This window comes from Aliiroseovarius sp. B-4 (assembly GCF_056857795.1).
Genome location: NZ_JBSXNV010000041.1, coordinates 93,769 through 114,040 on the forward strand (window position 1 = coordinate 93,769; position 20,272 = coordinate 114,040).

Here is a 20,272-nt window from a genome sequence, read left to right on the forward strand (position 1 = left end):
ATCATTCTGCTTGCGGTCGCGGTGGCGGGTTGCGGCGGAAAATGTCGCGGAAAAAGCCCGGTGTGAACAAGGACAGCGGATTGACCCCCACCTTGGGGTCAGACGCGGTGCCTTTGAGGGTATAGTTGAACCCCACCAGCCCTTCGCCCTTGCGCGCGAAAATGCGCCCGGCCGAGTTCACCAGATAGAACGGCGAGATCACGCCCTGCATGTCCATTTGCCCCGACCCAAGGAAGTAATACCCGTCCATCGAAATGCCCATGGAATGGCCTGTCGCAGACCCTTCGTAAACCGTGACCTTGTCGGGGTCCAACCGGAACCGCGCATCCACGTCGGTGAAGGGAATGCCTTGCCCTCCCAACTGCTGTAACAGGCCAACCACGGAAATCGCCGACAACAGTTCGGCCATTGCGGGCGCATCATGCACATCAATGTTCTTGATCTTCAGATTGCCGTCATAAACGCCCTTGCTGCCGCCGGGGGCCAGGATCAACTCCATATCGCCGTTTCGGGCAGATTTCAGGACTCCCGCGGCCCGCAGAACACCCCCTGCATTCTTGCTGGTCAGCCGAAACGCCGTGCCTTTGGGTTGGGGTGCGGCGGTGCCACTGATCGTTGGTCCACCGTCAATCTGGCCGCGAAACGTGCCGTTCAACCCACCGCCTGTCTGGGTGAAATCGCCATCGAACCCGGTGATTGTAATCCCTTTCGATATGATGAGCCTGTCCAGCAGAAGCGAAATGGGCACAGGCGGCCCGCCGGCACCGCCGCCTTTGCCGGACCCCAATGTGGCCTTGCGCATGTCCACGGTCCCGCCTTTGACCGTGACTGACACCGGCTGCCCCGCGCCACGCCCGGTCAAGGTCACGGGTGCATCCAACCATCCGCCCAACGTCACCCGGTCGAACTGCGCGGCGACCAGCCCACCGCCTTCGGCCATGATGACGCTGCCATTGGCGTCAAGTCCCGGCGCGCGCAACTTGAGCTCTTCGATCAAAGGGGCCGACCCCAGCTTGCCAGACAGGCTCAGCGATCCTTTGCTCCCTTGCGACTTCGACCAACCAAGTGCCGAAATGCTGAGACCAACACCGCCCAGAGATGCCTCTAGCGAAATGCGTGGGGCTTCACCGCGCGCAAGGACAATCTCGTAATTCCCTGTCGTCGATCCGGTCACGCTGCCCTTTGGCAGCCCGATCGAGAACGCATCAAGAAAGGCCTGATCCAACGTCATCTCGCCAGTAACGGTCGAACGGCCCGATGACGCTCCCGCTTCGAAGGTTTGCGCCCACGTTCCGGTAACAGGCACACCTGACAACCGGCCCTTCCCGCTGATACTGACGCCTTCCGTGCTGACGGCCAGATCGGCATGGGGCAACTCCAGCAGCCGCCCGCTTACGATGGTGTCGCTTTTGACGGTGCTCAGTGTGCCTGCCAGGCGATAGTCGATGGCGCTGCGGGGCACCTTGGGCTGCATCGCAATGTCGATCCGCCCGCCAAGCGCAACGCGTCCGCTGGCCATATCCGGTCCAATTGCTCCTTCAGGGTTCTGACGGAAAATGCGAAACGGTTTGTCATCCAGCAAATGCAGCGCAGCTTTCAGCGGGCCGGTGACAGACAGATCCACCCAGGCAGGCACTGGCGGACGGGGCGCCGAGGGGTCTTCGGGTCGCCGCGCCATCTGCGGGATCACAAAACTGGTGCCAGCAGCATCCAACACACCGACAACCTTTCCCGACCGATCCAGCGGGCGCAGCACACCATGATCTGCCGTGACCACAAGGCGCCGCCCATCAATGGTAAACTGGCCCGACGCGTTCTCGATGGGCACCATTTCCTTGACCGCCCGCACGGTCACGCCGTCAAAGGCCGCGCTCAGCGCCGTGTGCGCCGGGATGCCCTGCTCTTTCCGCCAGGCAACGGATACATCGGTAAACCGCCCCTTGGTCACGTTGTCCCGCGCCCAGACGCGAGTGCGCTGGCCGTTGGTCAACGGCCAGAAGGCCGTGACCTGTTCGGGGCTGATCTGATCGGCGGCAGCGTCGATCGCCACCGACCAACCTTCAGAGCCGATGCCGATCCGCGCAGTGCCCGTCGCCAGCGCGCCATCATGGGTAATCGCAAACTGCCCCACATCAACCCGGAACGGATTGAGGCTCAGCCGGAAATCAGCCGACCCCTGCCCGAGCGTCAGCGGGCTTTCAAACACATCCGGCGGGCTGATCCGTGCATGGGTGACATTCAACTGCCCCAGCAATTCAGTCGGCCAGCCCCCGGACCATCCGCGCAAATAGGAATGCCCGTCGGCTTGTATCTCGCCCCAGTCAGATTGCAGCGAGGCTTGCGCGAAATTCATGCGCTCGCGCTCCGGGTCATAATCCAGATAGACTTTGCCGCCGGTGAACTCCACGGGCTTGGCCGCTGGATCCGGCGACAGGCTGCCCGCGCCAAATTCCAGGGTGCCCGCCAGCCCTGACACCTGCCCGGTTTCGTCAATCACGGTTCGCAGCGCCCCGGAAATCGGGGCGTCGACCAGTCCCAGAAATGTCAGCAACGGGGTCTGCGCCGCAATGTCACGCGCACGCGCATTCTTGAACGTCGCGGTCAGACGCGCCGCGGAACTGCCCTTGACCGAGCGGAAGCCAAGCACCGTTTCGGCCAGCTCCTCGGTTTGGTTGAACACGTCGAAAGACAGCGTCATATCAACTTCTTGCGCGGTTTGGCTGATGGTCAGGGCTCCATCGGTCACTTGCCACAAACGCCCCGTCCGCGCGTCCTCGAGCGTGATGGTCAGGTTCGAAGCTGTTATGCGTTCGGACTTGGCCAATATGCCGGTTGTGAACACGGTGTCGATGCGATCGAGAACCGATGCCAGATCGCCGCTCGCTCCGATCCCCTGACCCAGGCTCAGGTCAAATGAACCGTCCCGACTGCGCCGAATGGTGATCTGTGCGCCGCGCAAGGACAGGCTGGCAGGCTCGACCCGGCCAGACAGGACAGGCCGCAACAACAGCGACCCTTCGACCGCGTTCAACCGCCCGATCTCCAACCCGGTTTCATCCCGCACACCAAGATCGACCAGCCGCAATCGTGGCAGACCCAACCGTGTCACGCCCAGTTCGACCTGAGACAGGGATAGTTTCACACGATTTGTCTGACTGTTGATCTTCTGTTCAATCCGTTCGGTTGCCCATTTCGGCAGGACAAAGACATGCCCCGTCACCGACATTGACAAGAGCGCCAGAAACAGCGCCGCCATGGCAATCATCACGAAAGACCAGATGCCGAAATGCCATTTCAGCCGTTTGCGACGACGCGCCCTCAATTCAGGGGGAACCTCGTGTTTCTCCAACCCTTTGGCCTTGCGCCGACGCGGGAACCGGGCGGTGGCGACCAAGGCTGCTGAATCCGCCTCTGTCTCATCGGGGGCAGCCAACTCGTCCTGCGCCGGGGGGGCATTTTCCGGGGCGTCGTCCTGGTCGCTCTCATCCGTCTCGCGGTCATTCGAGGCACCGCCGTCTGTCACGCTTTCACCGGCCCGATCAACCGACAATTCATCCTCGGCATCCGGTTCGACCGGGTCAACATGCTTGGACGACATGTCACCATCACGGACGGGGCGCACCTCGTCGGCGTCCTCTTGTCCCGTTGGCTTGTCGTCTTTGTCCATGCAGATCGCCCAGATGCCCTTTGGCCGCGCGGCCTCGTGCCTTTCATCCTGATGCGAAACGGCATAGAAGGAAAGTTCAGGAAACACTAGTGACACAGCACAGGGAATGCCAAGAGAATGACGGATAACATGCTGAAGGCAGGCGATATTGCGCCGGATTTCACGCTGCCACAGGATGGCGGAGCGCCCGTGGCATTGTCACAACTCGCCCCGGCGCCGGTGGTGCTGTATTTCTATCCAAAGGACAACACGCCCGGCTGCACCACCGAGGCGCTTGATTTCTCGGCCCTTCTGCCCGAATTTCGGGCGCTTGGCACGAAGGTTTTCGGTGTTTCGAAAGACAGCCTGAAAAAGCACGAGAACTTTCGCACCAAGCAGGAGCTCAGCGTGCCGCTTCTGTCGGATGCCGACAGTGATGTCTGTGAACGCTACGGCACCTGGGGTGAGAAAAAGAACTATGGTCGCACGTATATGGGCATCACCCGCGCCACGTTTTTGATCGGGCCTGACCGCAAGATTGTGCAGGTCTGGGACAAGGTAAAGGTAAAAGGCCATGCGGACGAGGTTCTGGCGGCCACGCGGGCATTGGTCAATCAATGACGGGCCTGTCCCGCCCATTGGCCGAAATGGCAGATGCGGTGTTGCGTACGGCAGACGGACGCGAAAAGACCGCGCTGGCGCGCAAACACGCAGCCGAATGGTTCGCGGCGCGCCAAGCCGGTGCGATCATCGCACCGCTGACCAACCGCGATCAGATCATTGGGGCGGCCACACCGCCTGATTTCCCCGCCCGCCCTGACAGGCCCGAGTTGAAAGACCCGCGCGACGTGCCCCGCCGCCGCCCCGGCAGCCGCGAGGGTCAGATCGCGCTTTTGCACGCTGTCGCGCATATCGAACTGAACGCGGTCGATCTGCATTGGGACATCATCGCGCGGTTCACCGACACGCCGATGCCGCTGGGTTACTATGACGATTGGGTGAACGCAGCGGACGAAGAAGCAAAACATTTCAATCTTGTAAGCGATTGTCTTGAAGCATTGGGAAGTCACTATGGCGCGCTGGCCGCCCATGCTGGCATGTGGCGCGCCGCCGAGGATACAGCGGGCGATCTTCTGGGGCGGCTCGCCGTCGTCCCCATGGTGCTTGAGGCACGCGGGCTGGATGTCACACCGGGCATGATCGAGGTTTTTCGCAGCGCCAAACTGGACGACATGGTGGCCGCCCTCAAGGTGATCTATGCCGAAGAGGTTGGTCATGTCGCCTATGGATCGAAATGGTTCCACTTTCTCTGCGGGCGTCACGAGCTGGACCCGAAAGAGACATTTCACGGCCTTGTGCGCACCTATTTCCGCGGTGCACTGAAGCCGCCCTTTAACGAAGAAAAGCGCGCCGAAGCAGGATTGCCACCTGATTTTTACTGGCCTCTGGCCGAAAGAACCGCAACCCAATCACGCGGCACGCCAGACTGATCCGCATCGCTGATCCGGCACCCGTCGGCAAAATCTCGCTCGAAACCACGACAATTGTTGAGGAATTTCAAAATTCCTTGCGTGAAAGTATCACCCGCGTTAATCACCTCGGGTCTGAGGGGGGTCGCCACGAGAAGCTGGACTGCCCGCAGACAAGGGATCAAAGGGATGAATTCGGGGCTTCAGACTTGCATATCAGCTTGATGTATAAGGTTAACCACCTACTAGAACGCGTATTCCCGGAACAGCGGTTGTTCCTGCGGTCCGAAACGGGCACGCGGTTTATCCGGTTGTCTCCGTTGACGCAGGCACTTGGCTGGACTGGCTCAGCCGCGTTCATTGCCTGGTCAATTATTGCCACCGCTGTATTGCTGATGGATTCCATCGGTTCCGGCAACATGCGCGATCAGGCGCAGCGCGATAAACGACTGTATGAGCAACGTCTGCAAACCCTGTCCGAAGAACGCGACGCCCGCGCCGCCGAAGCCGCCGCCGCGCAGGAACGGTTCAACCTCGCGCTTGGCGAGATTTCCGAGATGCAAAGCGAATTGTTGGCATCGGAAGAGCGCCGCAAGGAGTTCGAGACGGGCATCGGGGTGATCCAATCCACATTGCGTCGCACGATGGGTGAGCGTGATGACGCCAAAGATAGCCTTGAAACTATGCTGGCCGAGGCCAAGGAGGATCAGGCCACAGGTCGGCCTGGTGCAGCCCCCGTTCAAGCCGATACGACGCTTGCCTTTCTGACATCCGAGCTGTCGCGCACCGCCGCCGAGCGTGACCTTGTCGCGCAGAATGCCGTGGAAGCCGAACAGTTTGCTCAGAACATGCTGTACGAGGCCCGCTTGCGTGACGAGCGTAACGATCAGATTTTCCGCCAGCTTGAGGACGCCGTGACGATCTCACTGGAACCGCTGGACAAAATGTTCGCCAAGTCAGGCATGTCGGTCGATCGTATCCTTGATCAGGTCCGTCGTGGCTATTCCGGTCAGGGTGGTCCGCTGACGCCGATGATCCTGTCGACACGTGGTCAAGGCCCCGACCCGGATGCAGAACGCGCCAACAATATCCTGAGCGAATTGGACAAGATGAACCTGTATCGCATCGCCGCGCAGAAGATGCCATTTGGGATGCCGGTGAAAGATGGGTTCCGTTTTACCTCGGGCTTTGGATCGCGTTGGGGCCGTATGCACAATGGCACGGATTTCGCGGCCCCTATAGGCACCCCGATCTATGCCCCTGCGGACGGCGTCGTGATCAGCGCCGGCTGGAGTTCAGGCTACGGGCGGCTTGTCAAGATCCAGCACGAGTTTGGTATCGAGACGCGTTATGCCCATCAATCGCGCTTAAATGTACAAAAGGGACAAAGGGTCTCGCGCGGGGATAGAATTGGTGATATTGGAAACTCCGGGCGATCAACCGGACCGCATCTTCACTATGAGGTGCGCGTCGGTGGCAAGCCCATCAACCCGATGGTCTATATCAAGGCAGCAAAAGATGTTCTCTAAAAGCAGGATCAATGAACCCGGCCCCAAAACCGGTGACAAGGAAACCAAAACCGAGGCAAAGGCTGACAAGCCAACTTCCTCTGCCCCGGCCGTTCCACCCGCACCATCATCGGCAGCCGCAAAAGTCAAGCCGCCGGTATCCACCCTGTCCTCGGACCTTGTCATCAAGGGCGATATCAAGTCGACAGGTGACATTCTGGTTGAAGGCACCGTCGAAGGTGACATTCGCGCCCATCAATTGACCATTGGCGAAACCGCCACCGTCAAGGGTGAAGTCATCGGCGATGACGTTGTGATCAATGGTCGCATCATTGGCCGTCTGCGCGGTTTGAAAGTGCGCCTGACCTCATCGGCCCGTGTGGAAGGCGACATCATCCACAAGACCATCGCCATCGAAAGCGGTGCACATTTCGAAGGCTCCGTGCAACGTCAGGACGATCCTTTGGGTGGCGCAAAACCCGCACCGCAAGCTCCGGCAACGCCGAAATCAGGCAACAGCTGATCTGGTTCCTACTGTGGACCCGACAAGGCCGCCCAATGGGCGGCCTTCAATTTTGTGCGCATTGTCTAACGAGGGCGTTTGACGATCCGCTTAATCCTCGAAGCTCATGACGCGACGATAAAGATGCCACGTGGCATGACCCAGAACCGGCAGCACCACGAACAAGCCAAGGAAAAACGGCAACATCCCAAGCAGCATGAGACCCGAAATCATAAGCCCCCAACCCACCATCGGCACCAGATTTTGCAGCACGGACTGGAAAGAAAAGATCATCGCGGTGATGAAATCCAACTCGCGGTCCAGAAGCAGCGGCAGGCTGGTCACGGTCAACGAAAACAGACAGAACGCCAGCACCGCTCCGACCGCCGTGCCCACCACCATCATCGTGATGCCGTTTCGGTTCAAAAGCGCATCCTGCCAGTTCGAGGTGATATTGGTCAGAGGCTCCAGCCCCATGAAGATCGCGAACACCAGATGGGCCACGAACACCCAGAACATGAAGATCATGATGATCACCATGGCAATGGACGGAAACTGCCGATCTTTCTGATTGAACACGACCCCCAGCACCTGTGCCCAGTCCAGTGGTTCTCCGGTCTCCAAGCGCCGGCTGACCTCGTACAGACCAACCGCAAGGAACGGGGCCAGCAGTGGAAACCCCAGGGCAACCGGAATGATCCAGTAGCTTTGGTCCAGAACGTCCAGCTGAAGATATATCACGATCCCCATGATCACATAGAAACCTGCGAAAAACAGTCCAAAGGCTGGTGCGCGCGAAAAGTCCCGCATCCCCGCTTTCAACGCCGCAATGACATCTTTGAAGCCGATGATTTCGATATTCGGCGGCGCAGAGGCCTCCAAATGAGTTGAGTCAGACATATCACCTCCATGCGCCTGTGGTTATTCTGCTTTCGCGCGTGGAATGAGTGTTGCGACTAGCGCACGATCCGTCAAGTTTCTGAATGTGTTAAACGTCGGGTTCCCCCCACATCGCACTGTTCAGCACCAGCATCACGCAAGCAAAGCCTTTACCAACAAGGTAAAAATCATACTATTGAAAGAACCGAACGAAGGATTTTCTTCATGTCTATTTTCAGAACGCTTACCTCAGCCGGATTTATCTTCACATTGGGCACTGGCATGGCCATTGGTGCCACCTGCGGCAATAACGCCAGCGGGTTCGAAAGCTGGAAGGCCGCATTTGCCAAGGACGCCAAGGCGGCAGGGGTTGGACAGCGTGGGTTACAGGCGCTGGCCGCCGCGCAATATTCAAGCTCGACCATCCGCGCTGATCGCAATCAGAAATCTTTCAAATACTCACTGTCAAAATTCATGCAGGTGCGTGGAGCCGACACGATTGTGGCCCAAGGCCGCAAACGCAAGGCGCGCAATCCGGGTTTCTATCAGGCGCTTGAAAAAGCCTATGGCGTGCCTGCCGGTGTCTTGTTGGCCATCCACGGGATGGAGACCGGGTTTGGCGGCTTTATGGGTGATACGCCGGTGGTGTCCGCGATCACCACGCTGGCCTATGATTGCCGCCGCCCGCAGTTTTTCACCCCCCATGCCATTGGGGCGCTGAAACTGGTGGATCGGGGAACGATCACGGCCAACACACGCGGCGCGAAACACGGTGAATTGGGCCACACGCAGTTCTTGCCAGGCAATGCCTATAATTACGGCGTGGATGCCTCCGGCGATGGTCGGGTCGATCTTTACAACCTTGCCGATGCGCTGGCCTCGACCGCGAATTTCCTGCGCAAAAAGGGCTGGAAACCGGGCAAAGGCTATCAGGAAGGTCAGACCAATTTCAAAGTGATCCGGCAATGGAATGCGGCAACCGTTTATCAGCAGGCGATTGCGATCATGGCCGCGCGGATCGACGGCTGATCACTCGTCCGCGTTGGCCTCGGCCCGCGATTTGCCCGCCACATCCTGCGCCAGAACGGCGGCCATGAACGCATCCAGATCACCATCAAGCACGCCCTTGGTGTCCGAGGTTTCGTGCCCGGTGCGCAGGTCCTTCACCATCTGGTAAGGCTGCAGCACATAAGACCGGATCTGGTTGCCCCACCCCGCGTCGCCCTTGTTTTCATGGGCGGCGTTGATCGCTTCGTTCCGCTTGTCCAGCTCCATTTGGTACAATCGCGACTTCAGGGCTTTCATGGCGATATCGCGGTTCTGGTGCTGAGACTTTACCGAACTGGTGGTCACAATGCCGGTCGGGATGTGGGTGATCCGCACCGCAGAATCGGTCGTGTTCACGTGCTGCCCACCCGCACCGGACGACCGATAGGTGTCGATGCGGATGTCGGATGGGTTCACCTCGATCTCGATATTGTCGTCCACCACCGGATAGACCCAGACCGAGCTGAAGGAGGTGTGCCGCTTGGCCGCCGAGTCATAGGGCGAAATACGCACCAGACGATGCACACCGCTTTCCGATTTCAGCCAACCATAGGCGTTGTGCCCGGAAATCTTGTAGGCGGCGGATTTAATGCCGGCTTCATCGCCCGAGGTTTCGGATTGCAATTCGACCTTATAGCCCTGCTTTTCCGCCCAGCGGACATACATGCGCGCCAGCATTGACGCCCAGTCGCAGCTTTCCGTGCCGCCGGCACCTGCATTGATCTCAAGAAACGTGTCGTTCGCATCCGCTTCGCCGTCCAGCAGCGCCTCAAGCTCGGCGGCGGCGGCTTTCTTGGTCAGCTTGGCCAGCGCGGCTTCGGCATCCGCGACAACCTCGGCATCCTCCTCCATTTCGCCCAGTTCGATCAGGTCGATATTGTCCTGAAGATCCTGCGCCATAGCTTTGTAACTGTTGACAGAATCCAGAAGCCCCTGCCGCTCACGCATCAGCTTTTGCGCGCGGTCCGGGTCGTTCCACAGATCCGGGTCTTCGGTCATCGCGTTGAATTCCTCCAACCGATGTTCCGCCGTGTCCCAACCGATCCGCTGACGCAACAGCGCCAGGGATTTTTCGATTGCGTCAACGTTGTTCTGAGCCTCTGCCCGCATCGGTGCGTCCCTTGTCCGAAAACCTGCCCCCGCAATATCAACAGGGGCGCGGATGGGCAAGACGTGGCCGCGTGCGGACAGGCGAAAGGGTTATCCCCGCATCGTCACGCCGTCATGGAAAATTTGCAGCTTCGACGGGTCGGCGGTCAGCTTCACCGTCTTGTTCTTCAGATCAGCATGGATGCCGGGCACCTTGGCGATCAGGTGGGTTTGATTGGCGCTATCCGCCCCCTCGCCCACCGACATTTCCGAAGGGATATAAAGCAATGTGACCTCGCCCAATGCCTCGACAATCTCGACCCTGCCGGTGAAAATCGCGTCACCGTCTGTCTGCACGAAATCCTCGGGCCGGATGCCAAGATTGACCTGCTTGCCCATATCGGCCTCGGTCGTAGCAATATCGGTGCGCGCCACGCCGCCTGCGTCCAGCGTCACCTCGGTCTGTGCGCCGGTTGCGGTGATCTTGCCGGGCAGCAGGTTCATGGCGGGCGAGCCGATGAACTGCGCCACGAACTCGGTGCGGGGACGTTCGTAAAGCTCCAGCGGGCTGCCGACCTGCGCGATGCCTTTATTGGCCAGCACCACGATACGGTCGGCCAGCGTCATCGCCTCGACCTGATCATGGGTCACATAGATCATCGTGCTGTCGGGCATCGCCTCTTTCAGCTGCGAAATCTCGATCCTTGTCGCGACACGCAAAGCTGCATCGAGGTTCGAGAGCGGTTCATCGAACAGATAGACCTTGGGGTCGCGCACGATCGCCCGTCCGATGGCCACCCGCTGACGTTGCCCACCCGACAATGCCTTGGGCAGACGGTCCAGATAGGGTTCCAACTGCAAGGCCTTGGCGGCTTTATCGACAGCCGCGCTTATCTCGGCCTTCGGTTTCTTGGCGATATTCAGGGCAAATGCCATGTTATCGCGCACAGTCATGTGCGGATAAAGCGCATAGGATTGAAACACCATCGCGATCCCCCGCTGGCTGGGCGGCACGTCATTGACCACCTGGCCGTCGATGGTCAGCGTGCCATCGGTGATCTTTTCAAGCCCTGCAATCATGCGCAGAAGCGTGGACTTGCCGCAGCCCGAGGGGCCGACGAATACGACCAGTTCGCCGGTCTTGATGTCGAGGTTGATGTCCCCCAGAACGTTTACATTGCCGTAGGTCTTCACGACATCCGTCAGTTTCAGATCGGCCATTTACTTGTCCCCCTCGGGTTTCATCACCAACGACTGCCACGCACCCAGAACGCAAGACGCCCCACCCGTCACGGCGGTTTCCGCACCATCCACCACGCACCAATTGCCGTCCGGCATCGTGACGGCCTGATCTTCGTCACTGAGGTTGAACGCACACCACAGCGTTTGATCTTCGGTCCGGCGCAAAAAGCTCAGGGCACTGCCGTCGATCAGCAGTGCCTCCATCACCCCGTGTGCCAGCGCGGGATGGGCGTTTCTCAAAGCGATGACATGGCGGTAATGATGCAGCAGAGATGTCTCATCCTGCTCGGCCACAGCCACCGCATGGCGCAGATGTTCGGGCGCGACCGGAAGCCACGGCTTGACGGCTGTTGTAAAGCCGCCCTGACTGTTCGACGCCTCCCAAACCATGGGCGTGCGGCACCCATCGCGGCCCTTGAACTCAGGCCAGAACTCGACCCCGTAAGGGTCTTGCAGATCATCAAAGGACAGCTCTGCCTCGGTCAGCCCCAGTTCCTCACCCTGATAGATACAGGCCGAACCGCGCAGGCACATCAGAAGCGTCGCAAACAGTTTTTGTGCGTCTTCGGTCAGGTTCCAGCGGCTTGCATGACGCATCACGTCATGGTTGGAATAGGCCCAGCACGCCCAGCCATCCTTGGCCACTCGCGCGACATGATCCATCAGATCGGCAATGCTGGCCGCATCCGGACGATCGCCCGACAGCAGCTCGAACGCGTAGCACATCTGCACCAGATCGTCCCCGGCAGTGTATTCGCCCATGATTTCCAGCCCGCGTTGGGCATCGCCAACTTCGCCCACGGCGGCGGCACCATAGGGGTCCATCGCCGCGCGCAGCTTGCGCAGGAAGTCCAGCGTTTCGGGACGGTTTTTGTCGTAAAGGTGTTCCTGATGGTTATAGGGGTTCACCGCAGGCGCGATCGAAGCGTTGCGTTTTTCAGGTGGCAGCGGGGGGTTGTCGCGCAGCTTGGCATCATGGGTATAGAAATTGATCGTATCCAGCCGAAAGCCATCCACACCACGTTCCAGCCAGAAGCGCGCCACGTCCAGCAATGCCTCTTGCACGGCGGGTTCGTGGAAATTCAGGTCGGGCTGTGACACAAGGAAGTTGTGCATGTAATACTGGCAGCGCCGCGCGTCCCACGTCCAGGCCGAGCCGCCAAAGATCGACAACCAGTTGGTGGGCGGCGTTCCGTCCGGATTGGCGTCGGACCAGACATACCAGTTGGCTTTATCATTGTCGCGATCCGCACGGCTTTCGACAAACCACGGGTGCTGGTCCGAGCTGTGGCTCAACACAAGGTCGATCATAATTTTCAGACCCAGCCCATGCGCGGTTTGAACCAGCGTATCGAAATCAGAAAGCGTGCCGAACATCGGATCCACGTCGCGATAATCGGACACGTCATAGCCGAAATCCTTCATCGGCGAGGTGAAGAAGGGCGAGATCCAGATCGCATCGACGCCCAGGCTGGCGATATAGGGCAAGCGGCGCGTGATCCCACGCAGATCCCCGACCCCATCGCCGCTGTCATCCTGAAAGCTGCGCGGATAGATCTGATAGATCACCGCGCCGCGCCACCAGTCAGCCCGTTTGTCCAGATAGGTCAAATCGCATTTCGCGACAGTAGCATTCATGTCTCAGCCCCCTTTGACCGAGCCGGCCAACAGGCCGCGCACAAGATAACGTTGCAGCGAGAAGAAGACGGCAATTGGCACCGCAATCGAAACGAAGGCCGAGGCCGCAAGGATTTCCCAATCCCCGCCGCGCGATCCAAGAAGGTCGACGATGCGCCCGGTCATCACGACCTGATCCTCGCCGGTTCCCAAGAACACCTTGGCCACCAGCAGGTCATTCCAGACCCACAGGAATTGGAAGATCGCAAACGAGGCCAACGCCGGAAAGCTGAGCGGCAGGATGATCTTGCGGAAGATTGCAAAATCAGAGGCGCCATCTACGCGCGCACTTTCGATGATCTCGCCCGGCAGCCCGGCCATATAGTTTCGAAGCAGGAACACCGCCAATGGCAATCCGAACCCGGTATGGGCCAACCAGATGCCGATATATCCCTTTCCGATCCCGACGGTGTTGTGGAGTTTGAGAAGCGGGATGAACGCGACCTGCAAGGGCACAACCAGCAAGCCCACGATGCCTGCGATCAACAGCGCGCGTCCCGGCATTTCCATCCACGCGAGCGCATAGGCGGCGAAGGCTGCGACAAGGATCGGGATGATCGTCGCGGGGATCGTGACCGTCAGCGTGTTCAGAAGCGCCTTGCCCATGCCTTCGGCAAACAACACCTCCCGGTAATTGTCCAGCGTGAAGCCAGGTGGGCTTTCGGCGCGCACAAACAGGCGCTGTCCGCGATTGCCCGACGGTTGCTCGGCATAGGTGATACGATAGTCGCCATTGGACTCGACCGTTATCTGCTGGCCGCTTGCGTGAGTCGCGACCTCGCCGGGGGCAAAGGCCTCGGGCTCGCGCGAGGTGATGCCGAAAGCGGTGACATCACCAGCACCGCTGTCGAACACATTGCCCGACACGACCCAGACGGTGCCCTCCTGAACCGCATTGTCCGGCGCATCCGCGCGCACGATGACATTCTGCTCCGAAGCAGACAAAGCCGTCCACCAACCCGAGGTCGAGATTGCATCTCGATCCCGAAACGAACTGACCAGAAGGCCGAAGGTCGGGATAATCCACAGCAGGACCAGAAACCCAACCGAAAGGTTGACCGCCCATGTCAGGCGGGATCGTGTGCCAGCCATTTCCATCAGCGGGTCTCCTTATGGGCGTTTGATATGTTCCAGACCATGACCGGCGTCACCAGCAGCATGATCACCATGACAATCGCAGACCCGCGCCCGAAATCCGGGGTTCCGCGGAACATCCAGTCATACATGAGGTTGGCCAGAACCTGCGTGCCCCACTGGCCGTTGGTCATGGCAAAGACGATGTCGAACACTTTCAGGACGGTGACGGTGATCGTGGTCCAGACCACCGCAATCGTGCCCCATATTTGCGGGATCTTGATCTTGAAAAAGATCTGTAACGCGGTTGCGCCGTCCAAATAGGCCGCTTCGATGGTCTCTTCGCTGATGCCCTTCAGGGCCGCCGACAGGATCACCATGGCAAAACCCGTCTGGATCCAGATCAGGATGATCATCAGGAAGATATTGTTCCAGAACGGCAGCGTGATCCAGGTCTGCGCTGTGCCGCCCAACGCTTCGACAATCGCGTTCAGCAGACCGATCTGTTCGCCCTGATTGTCACCGCGATAGTCATAGATGAATTTCCAGATGACCGAGGCACCCACGAAGCTGATCGCCATCGGCATGAAAATCAGGCTCTGCGCGATTGATCCCCATCTGATGCGGTCGGTCAGCCCGGCCGCAACCAATCCGAAAAAGGTCGACGCCGCCGGCACGATGACCAGCCACAGCAGGTTGTTGCCAAGGCTTTCGCGGAACTTGTCATCCCCCGCCAGCCATGTGTAGTTGTCTGCCCCCACAAATGCGCCGCGCGAGTCACGCATCGACAGGAAGAAGGTCGAGAACACCGGATAGACCAGATAGAGCGCCAGAACCAACAGTGCGGGAAAAACGAACAACCATGGCCGGATCGCGTTGGCCTTGTTGATATTGGCCCCTGCGTTCGGGCCTGAAGCCGGATACACCCGATCCAAAATAATATTCGAGAAATAGAAGTAGGCGACGCAGCCAAAGACACCCACGATGATGGTCGAAACCGCGAAAAGCAACTGGTCCATAGCCCCCTCCTTCCACCGCCCAGCGGTGCGTAAAGTGGTTGCCCCGGCACCGGTTCAGGTGCCGGGGCGACGATCGAAGATGATTACTTGATCGAATCCCAGGTGGCCTGGATGGACGCAGCAACTTCGGCGGCGTCTTTGCCGCCCGCGTAATCCACCATGCCTGTCCAGAACACACCGGTCCCGATGGCCCCAGGCATCAGGTCCGACCCATCAAACCGGAACGTATCGGCATTCAGCAGGATATCGTTCATCTTGGCCACGGTCGGATCGGTATAGACGTCGGTATTGACGCCCTTATGCGGGGTCAGGAAGCCTTTTTGGGCCATCCATATCTCATGCGCGATCGGAGATTTCAGGAATTCCATGAAGGCTTGCGCCCCTTTGGAATCGCTGGTCACACCCCAGACCGTGCCTGCGCCCAGAACGGGTTTGCCAAGGTCTTTTTCGGCATAGGCCGGAAAATAGAAGAAATCCGCATCAACGCCCACTTCGGTGCCGTCCGGGAAGAAGGTCGGGATGAAGCTGGCCTGACGGTGCATGTAACATTGCGGCGGCGAGGCGAACAGGCCCTGCGGGCTGTCGCGGAAATCGGTCGTCGCAACCGCACCGGCCCCGCCGGACACATAGGCGTCATTGCGCGCAAACGCGCCGAATTCCTCGATCGCGGCGATCACTTTGGGATCGTCGAAGGGCAACTCGTTCGTCGTCCAGGCGTCATAATCTTCGGGCGTGTTGATGCGCAGCATCATATCCTCGACCCAGTCGGTCGCGGGCCAGCCCGTCGCCCCGCCGGACCCCAGACCGATACACCATGGCACTTCGCCATCGGCCACGATCTGATCGGTCAGCGCCTTCAGTTCTTCCATCGTCTGCGGCACGTCATAGCCCGCATCCTCGAAGTTTTCCGGCACATACCAGACCAGCGACTTCACATCGACCTTGTAGAAGAAGCCATAAAGCGCCTCGGTCCCATCGCTGCCCGCATAGGTGCCAAGATCAACCCAGCTTTGTCCAGCGGCATAGTTGTCACGTATCCAATCAGCGGTTTCCGCAGGCAATGGTGCCAACAAGCCCTTCGAAGCCAGATCGGCCGCCAGACCCGGTTGCGGGAAAATGGCGATGTTGGGCGGGCTGCCTGCCTCGGTATCAATGACGATCTGCTGTTCGAAGCTGTCTGACCCCGAATATTCGACATCCGCACCAGTCGCGTCCTCGAAATAGTAAATGACGCTTTCAATCAGCTCTTTGTCCGGGCCAAGCCACGGACCCAGGATCGAGATCTTCTCGCCCGACAGATCCATGGATTTCAGGGCCTCGAAGCTGTCCCAGCTGAACGCGCCCTCGCCCGGTGCGAATTTCAGATGACCATCGGCATGCGCCATGCCAGCCGTCAGCGCCAACGCTGCCGCGCTTGCGTAAAATACGTGTTTCATTATTCCTCCCAATGGCCCAGATGGACCTCCCAGGTTTTGAAGCCGTCCAAACGACCCCGGCGCCTGCTGCGCCTGATGAATTCACCAAAACCGTTGGATAACAGATTCGCCATTCCTCCAAACCGCTTTGAATGCTTCAAAGTCGCGCAGAAATCGTCACCTGTCAACATTGCTGTTAGCGCAAACCAATTTTGGCGGATATTCCTTATTTTCAATGTTAAATGTAATTCTTCCTTTGACGCTGTCGCCGCATCTGCGTAACGTAGACGATATTCAAACCGCTTTGGAACACTGCGCGACCACGATGACACTGAAAGAACTCTCGGATATTCTGGGCTTGTCCCCCACCACCGTCAGCCGTGCGTTGAACGGGTATCCGGAAGTATCAGAAGCGACGCGAAAAAGGGTTGCAGCCGCGGCGCGCGAACATGGTTATGCGCCAAATACGCGGGCCCGATCTCTTGCAACTGGCCGCGCCATGGCAATTGGTCATGTGATCCCCATCAGTTCGAAGCATGAAATGGTAAACCCCGTCTTCGGTGACTTCATCGCCGGCGCGGGCGAGGTCTATTCCCGCAACGGATATGACATGTTGCTGTCTGTTGTCCCGGATGCGGATGAAGACGATGCCTATCGCAGTTTCCTGACCAAACGGAATGTGGACGGCATCATCCTGCACGCCCCCACCCTGAACGACCCGCGCATACCACTTTTGAACGCGTTAGGGCTGCCCTATGTCGTGCATGGGCGCAGCTCCAACACGGACGCGCCCTATGCCTGGGTGGATGTGAACAACAAGCGCGCCTTTCAGCGGGCAACAGAGTTTCTGCTGGATCTGGGGCATCGGCGTATCGCCCTGGTCAACGGGCTTGAACATATGGATTTCGCGATCCGCCGCCGCGCAGGTTACGAGGCGGCGTTGACGGCGCGCGGGATCACCCCCGACCCGGACCTGATGTTCGCAGGCGAAATGACCGAGGCACAGGGACACGATTTGACCCGCACCCTTCTGGCCCAGCCCAATCCGCCCACGGCCATTCTGGTCAGTTCCATGATCACCGCCATCGGTGTTCGGCGTGGGATCGAGGAACTGGGGCTGCGCATGGGGCGCGATGTGTCGCTGATCACCCATGATGATGATCTGAGCTATTTCCGAAACGGCGCTGACATCCCCGTTTACACCGCCACACGCTCGTCGGTTCGGGATGCCGGGCGCAAAGCGGCACAGATGTTGATCGACATCATGCAGCGGTGCGATACACCCCGTGAAATACTGCTTGAGGCAGACCTGACATTGGGCCTGTCGACCGGCCCTGCCGCCCCGATGCACGCAGAGGCTGGCTGATCCGGCCCACACCTGTAGAACCCACACTAGAAAGAGATCAAGATGCTGCCACATCGCACTGATTTTCCGAATGGTTTTCTGTTTGGCACCGCCACATCCGCCTATCAGATCGAAGGCCATTCCAAAGGCGGTGCCGGGCGCACGCATTGGGACGATTTTGCCGCCACGCCCGGCAATGTGGCAGGGGCGGAAAACGGGGCCGTGGCCTGTGGGCATCTGGATCGCTGGGCCGAGGATCTGGATCTTGTGCAAGACGCCGGGTTCGATGTTTACCGCTTCTCAACCTCTTGGGCGCGGGTGCTGCCAGAGGGGCGCGGCACGCCCAACGCGGCGGGATTGGATTTCTATGAGCGACTGGTCGATGGGATGCTGGAACGCGGCATCAAGCCTGCCGCAACGCTGTATCATTGGGAACTGCCATCGCCCTTGGCTGATCTGGGGGGCTGGCGCAACCGCGACATCGCGAACTGGTTTGCCGATTTTACTGAGGTCATCATGTCCCGTATCGGGGATCGTGTGTGGTCCGCCGCGCCGATAAACGAGCCATGGTGTGTCTCGTGGCTCAGCCATTTTGACGGCCACCACGCCCCCGGCCTGCGCGATATCCGCGCCACGGCGCGCGCCATGCACCACGTGCTTCTGGCCCATGGCCGCGCAATCGAGGTGATGCGTGGCTTGGGCATGTCGAACCTTGGGGCGGTCTGCAATATGGAATACGCCGCCCCCGTAGATGACAGCCCCGGCGCGCAAAAGGCCGCCCGGGTGCAGGATGCGATCTATAACCGGTTCTTCCTGTCGGGCATCACCAAAGGCACCTATCCCGACGCGGTGCTGGAAGGGATCGAGCCACATCTGCCCGATGGATGGCCGCATGACTTCCAGACGATCACCGCGCCCATCGACTGGATCGGGGTCAACTACTACACCCGCAAGATTTACGGCCCGGCAGAAGACCCGTCCGCCCCGTGGCCTGCAACGCGCGAACATGACGGCCCCCTGCCCAAGACCGCCATGGGGTGGGAGGTCTACCCAGAAGGGCTCACCCATTTCCTGAACATGGTCGCGTCTGAATACACCGGCGACCTGCCGATCTATGTTACCGAGAACGGCATGGCCGGGCTGGTCGAGCGTAAGGGTGATGCGACCGACGACCCGGACCGCACTGCCTATCTGGCCGCTCACATGGGCGTCGTGCAGGACGCCATCACAGAGGGTATTCCGGTAAAAGGTTACTTTACCTGGTCGCTTCTGGACAATTATGAATGGGCCCTGGGCTATGCGCCGCGCTTCGGGCTGGTCCATGTCGATTTCGAAACACTCAAGCGCACGCCAAAGGCGTCCTATCATGCACTCAGAAAGGCCTTGTCGCGCCCATGACCTCATTTTCGCTTGTCGCCGATGTTGGCGGCACCAATACCCGCGTCGCCCTCGCCTGCGGCACGGAACTATTGACCGACAGCATCGTCAAGCACCGCAACGCCGACTATGCCGGGCTTTCGCAGCTTTTGGCCGCCTATCTGGAGGGTCAAGGCACCCCCCCCTGCAAACGGGCAGCGGTTGCCATCGCGGGACCAGTCAAGGACGGCGCGGGGCGGTTGACCAATCTGAACTGGGAAATCGACAAAGACACGCTGGCCAAGCTGTCAGGCGCAGATCGCGGCGCGGTGATGAACGATCTGCAAGCACAAGGCCACGCGCTTGGGCATATTGCCGACGAAAATCTTGTCACGCTGAAACAGGGCGCGGACGAGAACCCGAATGCCGCGATGCTGGTGATCGGCGTTGGCACCGGGTTCAACTGCGCCCCGGTGTTTCAGACCGCCAAAGGACGGTTCGTGCCCCCCTCCGAGGCCGGACATCTGACATTCGCCGCACGGGGCGCGGACCAATGGGATCTGTCGCAGTTTCTTGAGGCACAACTTGGCCATGTCGGGGTCGAGGACATCTTGTCCGGCCGCGGGTTGGAGCGGTGCTATGCCTGGGCGTCGGCCAGATCGGGGGACAACAAGACCGCCACCGCCGCCGAGATTTTTGCCGCCGCCGACGCTGACGACCCAGTGGCGGTGCGTGCCATAGGGGCCTTCGTCACCGCCTTGGGCAGTGTGACAGGCGATCTGGCCCTGACCCTTCTGCCCTTTGGTGGCATCTACCTGATCGGTGGCATGTCCCGCGCGGTGGCCCCTTGGTTTGACCGGTGCGGGTTTGATGCCGCCATGACCGACAAGGGCCGGTTCGGCGATTTCCTGAACGCCTTCTCGGTCCGTCTGGTCGAAGACGATTATGCCGCACTGTCGGGCTGTGCGCATTTTCTGGCACGTTCCGACAATCAGTAATAAAAG

Annotated in this window: 16 protein-coding genes; 8 read left to right on the forward strand and 8 right to left on the reverse strand. The window is 59.6% G+C overall.

Annotated elements, in window-relative coordinates:
- Position 1: 1 nt before the first annotated feature.
- Positions 2-3,667 (reverse strand): hypothetical protein, encoded by a 3,666-nt coding sequence (locus tag AC13C8_RS15925; RefSeq protein ID WP_482848277.1) that lies wholly within the window; start codon positions 3,665-3,667, stop codon positions 2-4.
- Positions 3,668-3,784: 117 nt separating this feature from the next.
- Here AC13C8_RS15925 and bcp point away from each other — a divergent pair, with 117 nt between their 5' ends.
- The 4 genes from bcp (at position 3,785) to AC13C8_RS15945 (ending at position 7,146) form a co-directional block, all read left to right on the forward strand.
- Complete coding sequence (gene bcp, locus AC13C8_RS15930) at positions 3,785-4,267, forward strand: thioredoxin-dependent thiol peroxidase (RefSeq protein ID WP_245744683.1); 483 nt, start codon at positions 3,785-3,787, stop codon at positions 4,265-4,267.
- On the forward strand, positions 4,264-5,136 hold the full coding sequence (locus tag AC13C8_RS15935) for a ferritin-like domain-containing protein (RefSeq protein ID WP_482848278.1): 873 nt from the start codon (positions 4,264-4,266) through the stop codon (positions 5,134-5,136). Before bcp ends, AC13C8_RS15935 begins: the two co-directional genes overlap by 4 nt.
- 203 nt (positions 5,137-5,339) lie before the next feature.
- The gene (locus tag AC13C8_RS15940) at positions 5,340-6,644 is read left to right on the forward strand and encodes a DUF5930 domain-containing protein (RefSeq protein ID WP_091429721.1); all 1,305 of its coding nucleotides are present in this window, start codon (positions 5,340-5,342) and stop codon (positions 6,642-6,644) included.
- Positions 6,634-7,146, forward strand: coding sequence for a bactofilin family protein (locus AC13C8_RS15945; protein ID WP_091429720.1), 513 nt, complete (start codon positions 6,634-6,636; stop codon positions 7,144-7,146). Before AC13C8_RS15940 ends, AC13C8_RS15945 begins: the two co-directional genes overlap by 11 nt.
- A gap of 90 nt (positions 7,147-7,236) precedes the next feature.
- Here the strand turns inward: AC13C8_RS15945 and AC13C8_RS15950 are convergent, their stop codons facing one another.
- A complete protein-coding gene (locus AC13C8_RS15950; protein WP_091429718.1) occupies positions 7,237-8,025 on the reverse strand; it encodes a DUF2189 domain-containing protein in 789 nt (262 codons plus the stop codon).
- 261 nt (positions 8,026-8,286) lie between these two features.
- On the opposite strand from AC13C8_RS15950, the gene AC13C8_RS15955 reads away from it, so the two are divergent.
- Positions 8,287-9,033 (forward strand): lytic murein transglycosylase, encoded by a 747-nt coding sequence (locus AC13C8_RS15955; protein WP_177179379.1) that lies wholly within the window; start codon positions 8,287-8,289, stop codon positions 9,031-9,033.
- On the opposite strand, the gene prfB is transcribed toward AC13C8_RS15955, so the two are convergent.
- The 6 genes from prfB to AC13C8_RS15985 form a co-directional block, all read right to left on the reverse strand.
- On the reverse strand, positions 9,034-10,161 hold the full coding sequence (gene prfB / locus AC13C8_RS15960) for a peptide chain release factor 2 (RefSeq protein ID WP_091429714.1): 1,128 nt from the start codon (positions 10,159-10,161) through the stop codon (positions 9,034-9,036). It lies immediately after the preceding gene.
- 90 nt (positions 10,162-10,251) lie between these two features.
- Positions 10,252-11,361 carry an ABC transporter ATP-binding protein gene (locus AC13C8_RS15965; protein ID WP_482848280.1) on the reverse strand — a complete coding sequence of 370 codons (1,110 nt, stop codon included), beginning with the start codon at positions 11,359-11,361 and terminating at the stop codon, positions 10,252-10,254.
- Positions 11,362-13,020, reverse strand: a complete 1,659-nt coding sequence (locus AC13C8_RS15970; protein WP_091429710.1) for an alpha-amylase family glycosyl hydrolase — start codon at positions 13,018-13,020, stop codon at positions 11,362-11,364.
- A 3-nt stretch (positions 13,021-13,023) separates the two neighbouring features.
- A complete protein-coding gene (locus AC13C8_RS15975; RefSeq protein WP_091429708.1) occupies positions 13,024-14,160 on the reverse strand; it encodes a carbohydrate ABC transporter permease in 1,137 nt (378 codons plus the stop codon).
- Positions 14,157-15,152 (reverse strand): carbohydrate ABC transporter permease, encoded by a 996-nt coding sequence (locus AC13C8_RS15980; RefSeq protein ID WP_091429706.1) that lies wholly within the window; start codon positions 15,150-15,152, stop codon positions 14,157-14,159. Before AC13C8_RS15980 ends, AC13C8_RS15975 begins: the two co-directional genes overlap by 4 nt.
- A gap of 83 nt (positions 15,153-15,235) precedes the next feature.
- Positions 15,236-16,588, reverse strand: a complete 1,353-nt coding sequence (locus AC13C8_RS15985; protein WP_482848281.1) for an ABC transporter substrate-binding protein — start codon at positions 16,586-16,588, stop codon at positions 15,236-15,238.
- Between the two features lie 304 nt (positions 16,589-16,892).
- Between AC13C8_RS15985 and AC13C8_RS15990 the strand changes: the two genes are divergently transcribed.
- From AC13C8_RS15990 to AC13C8_RS16000, 3 genes are read left to right on the forward strand one after another with little or no spacing between them, the layout of a single operon-like run.
- The gene (locus AC13C8_RS15990; RefSeq protein ID WP_482848282.1) at positions 16,893-17,933 is read left to right on the forward strand and encodes a LacI family DNA-binding transcriptional regulator; all 1,041 of its coding nucleotides are present in this window, start codon (positions 16,893-16,895) and stop codon (positions 17,931-17,933) included.
- Positions 17,934-17,975: 42 nt separating this feature from the next.
- Positions 17,976-19,310, forward strand: coding sequence for a GH1 family beta-glucosidase (locus AC13C8_RS15995; RefSeq protein ID WP_482848284.1), 1,335 nt, complete (start codon positions 17,976-17,978; stop codon positions 19,308-19,310).
- Positions 19,307-20,266 carry a glucokinase gene (locus AC13C8_RS16000; protein ID WP_482848286.1) on the forward strand — a complete coding sequence of 320 codons (960 nt, stop codon included), beginning with the start codon at positions 19,307-19,309 and terminating at the stop codon, positions 20,264-20,266. The genes AC13C8_RS15995 and AC13C8_RS16000 overlap by 4 nt, the downstream gene beginning before the upstream one ends.
- Positions 20,267-20,272 lie beyond the last annotated feature (6 nt).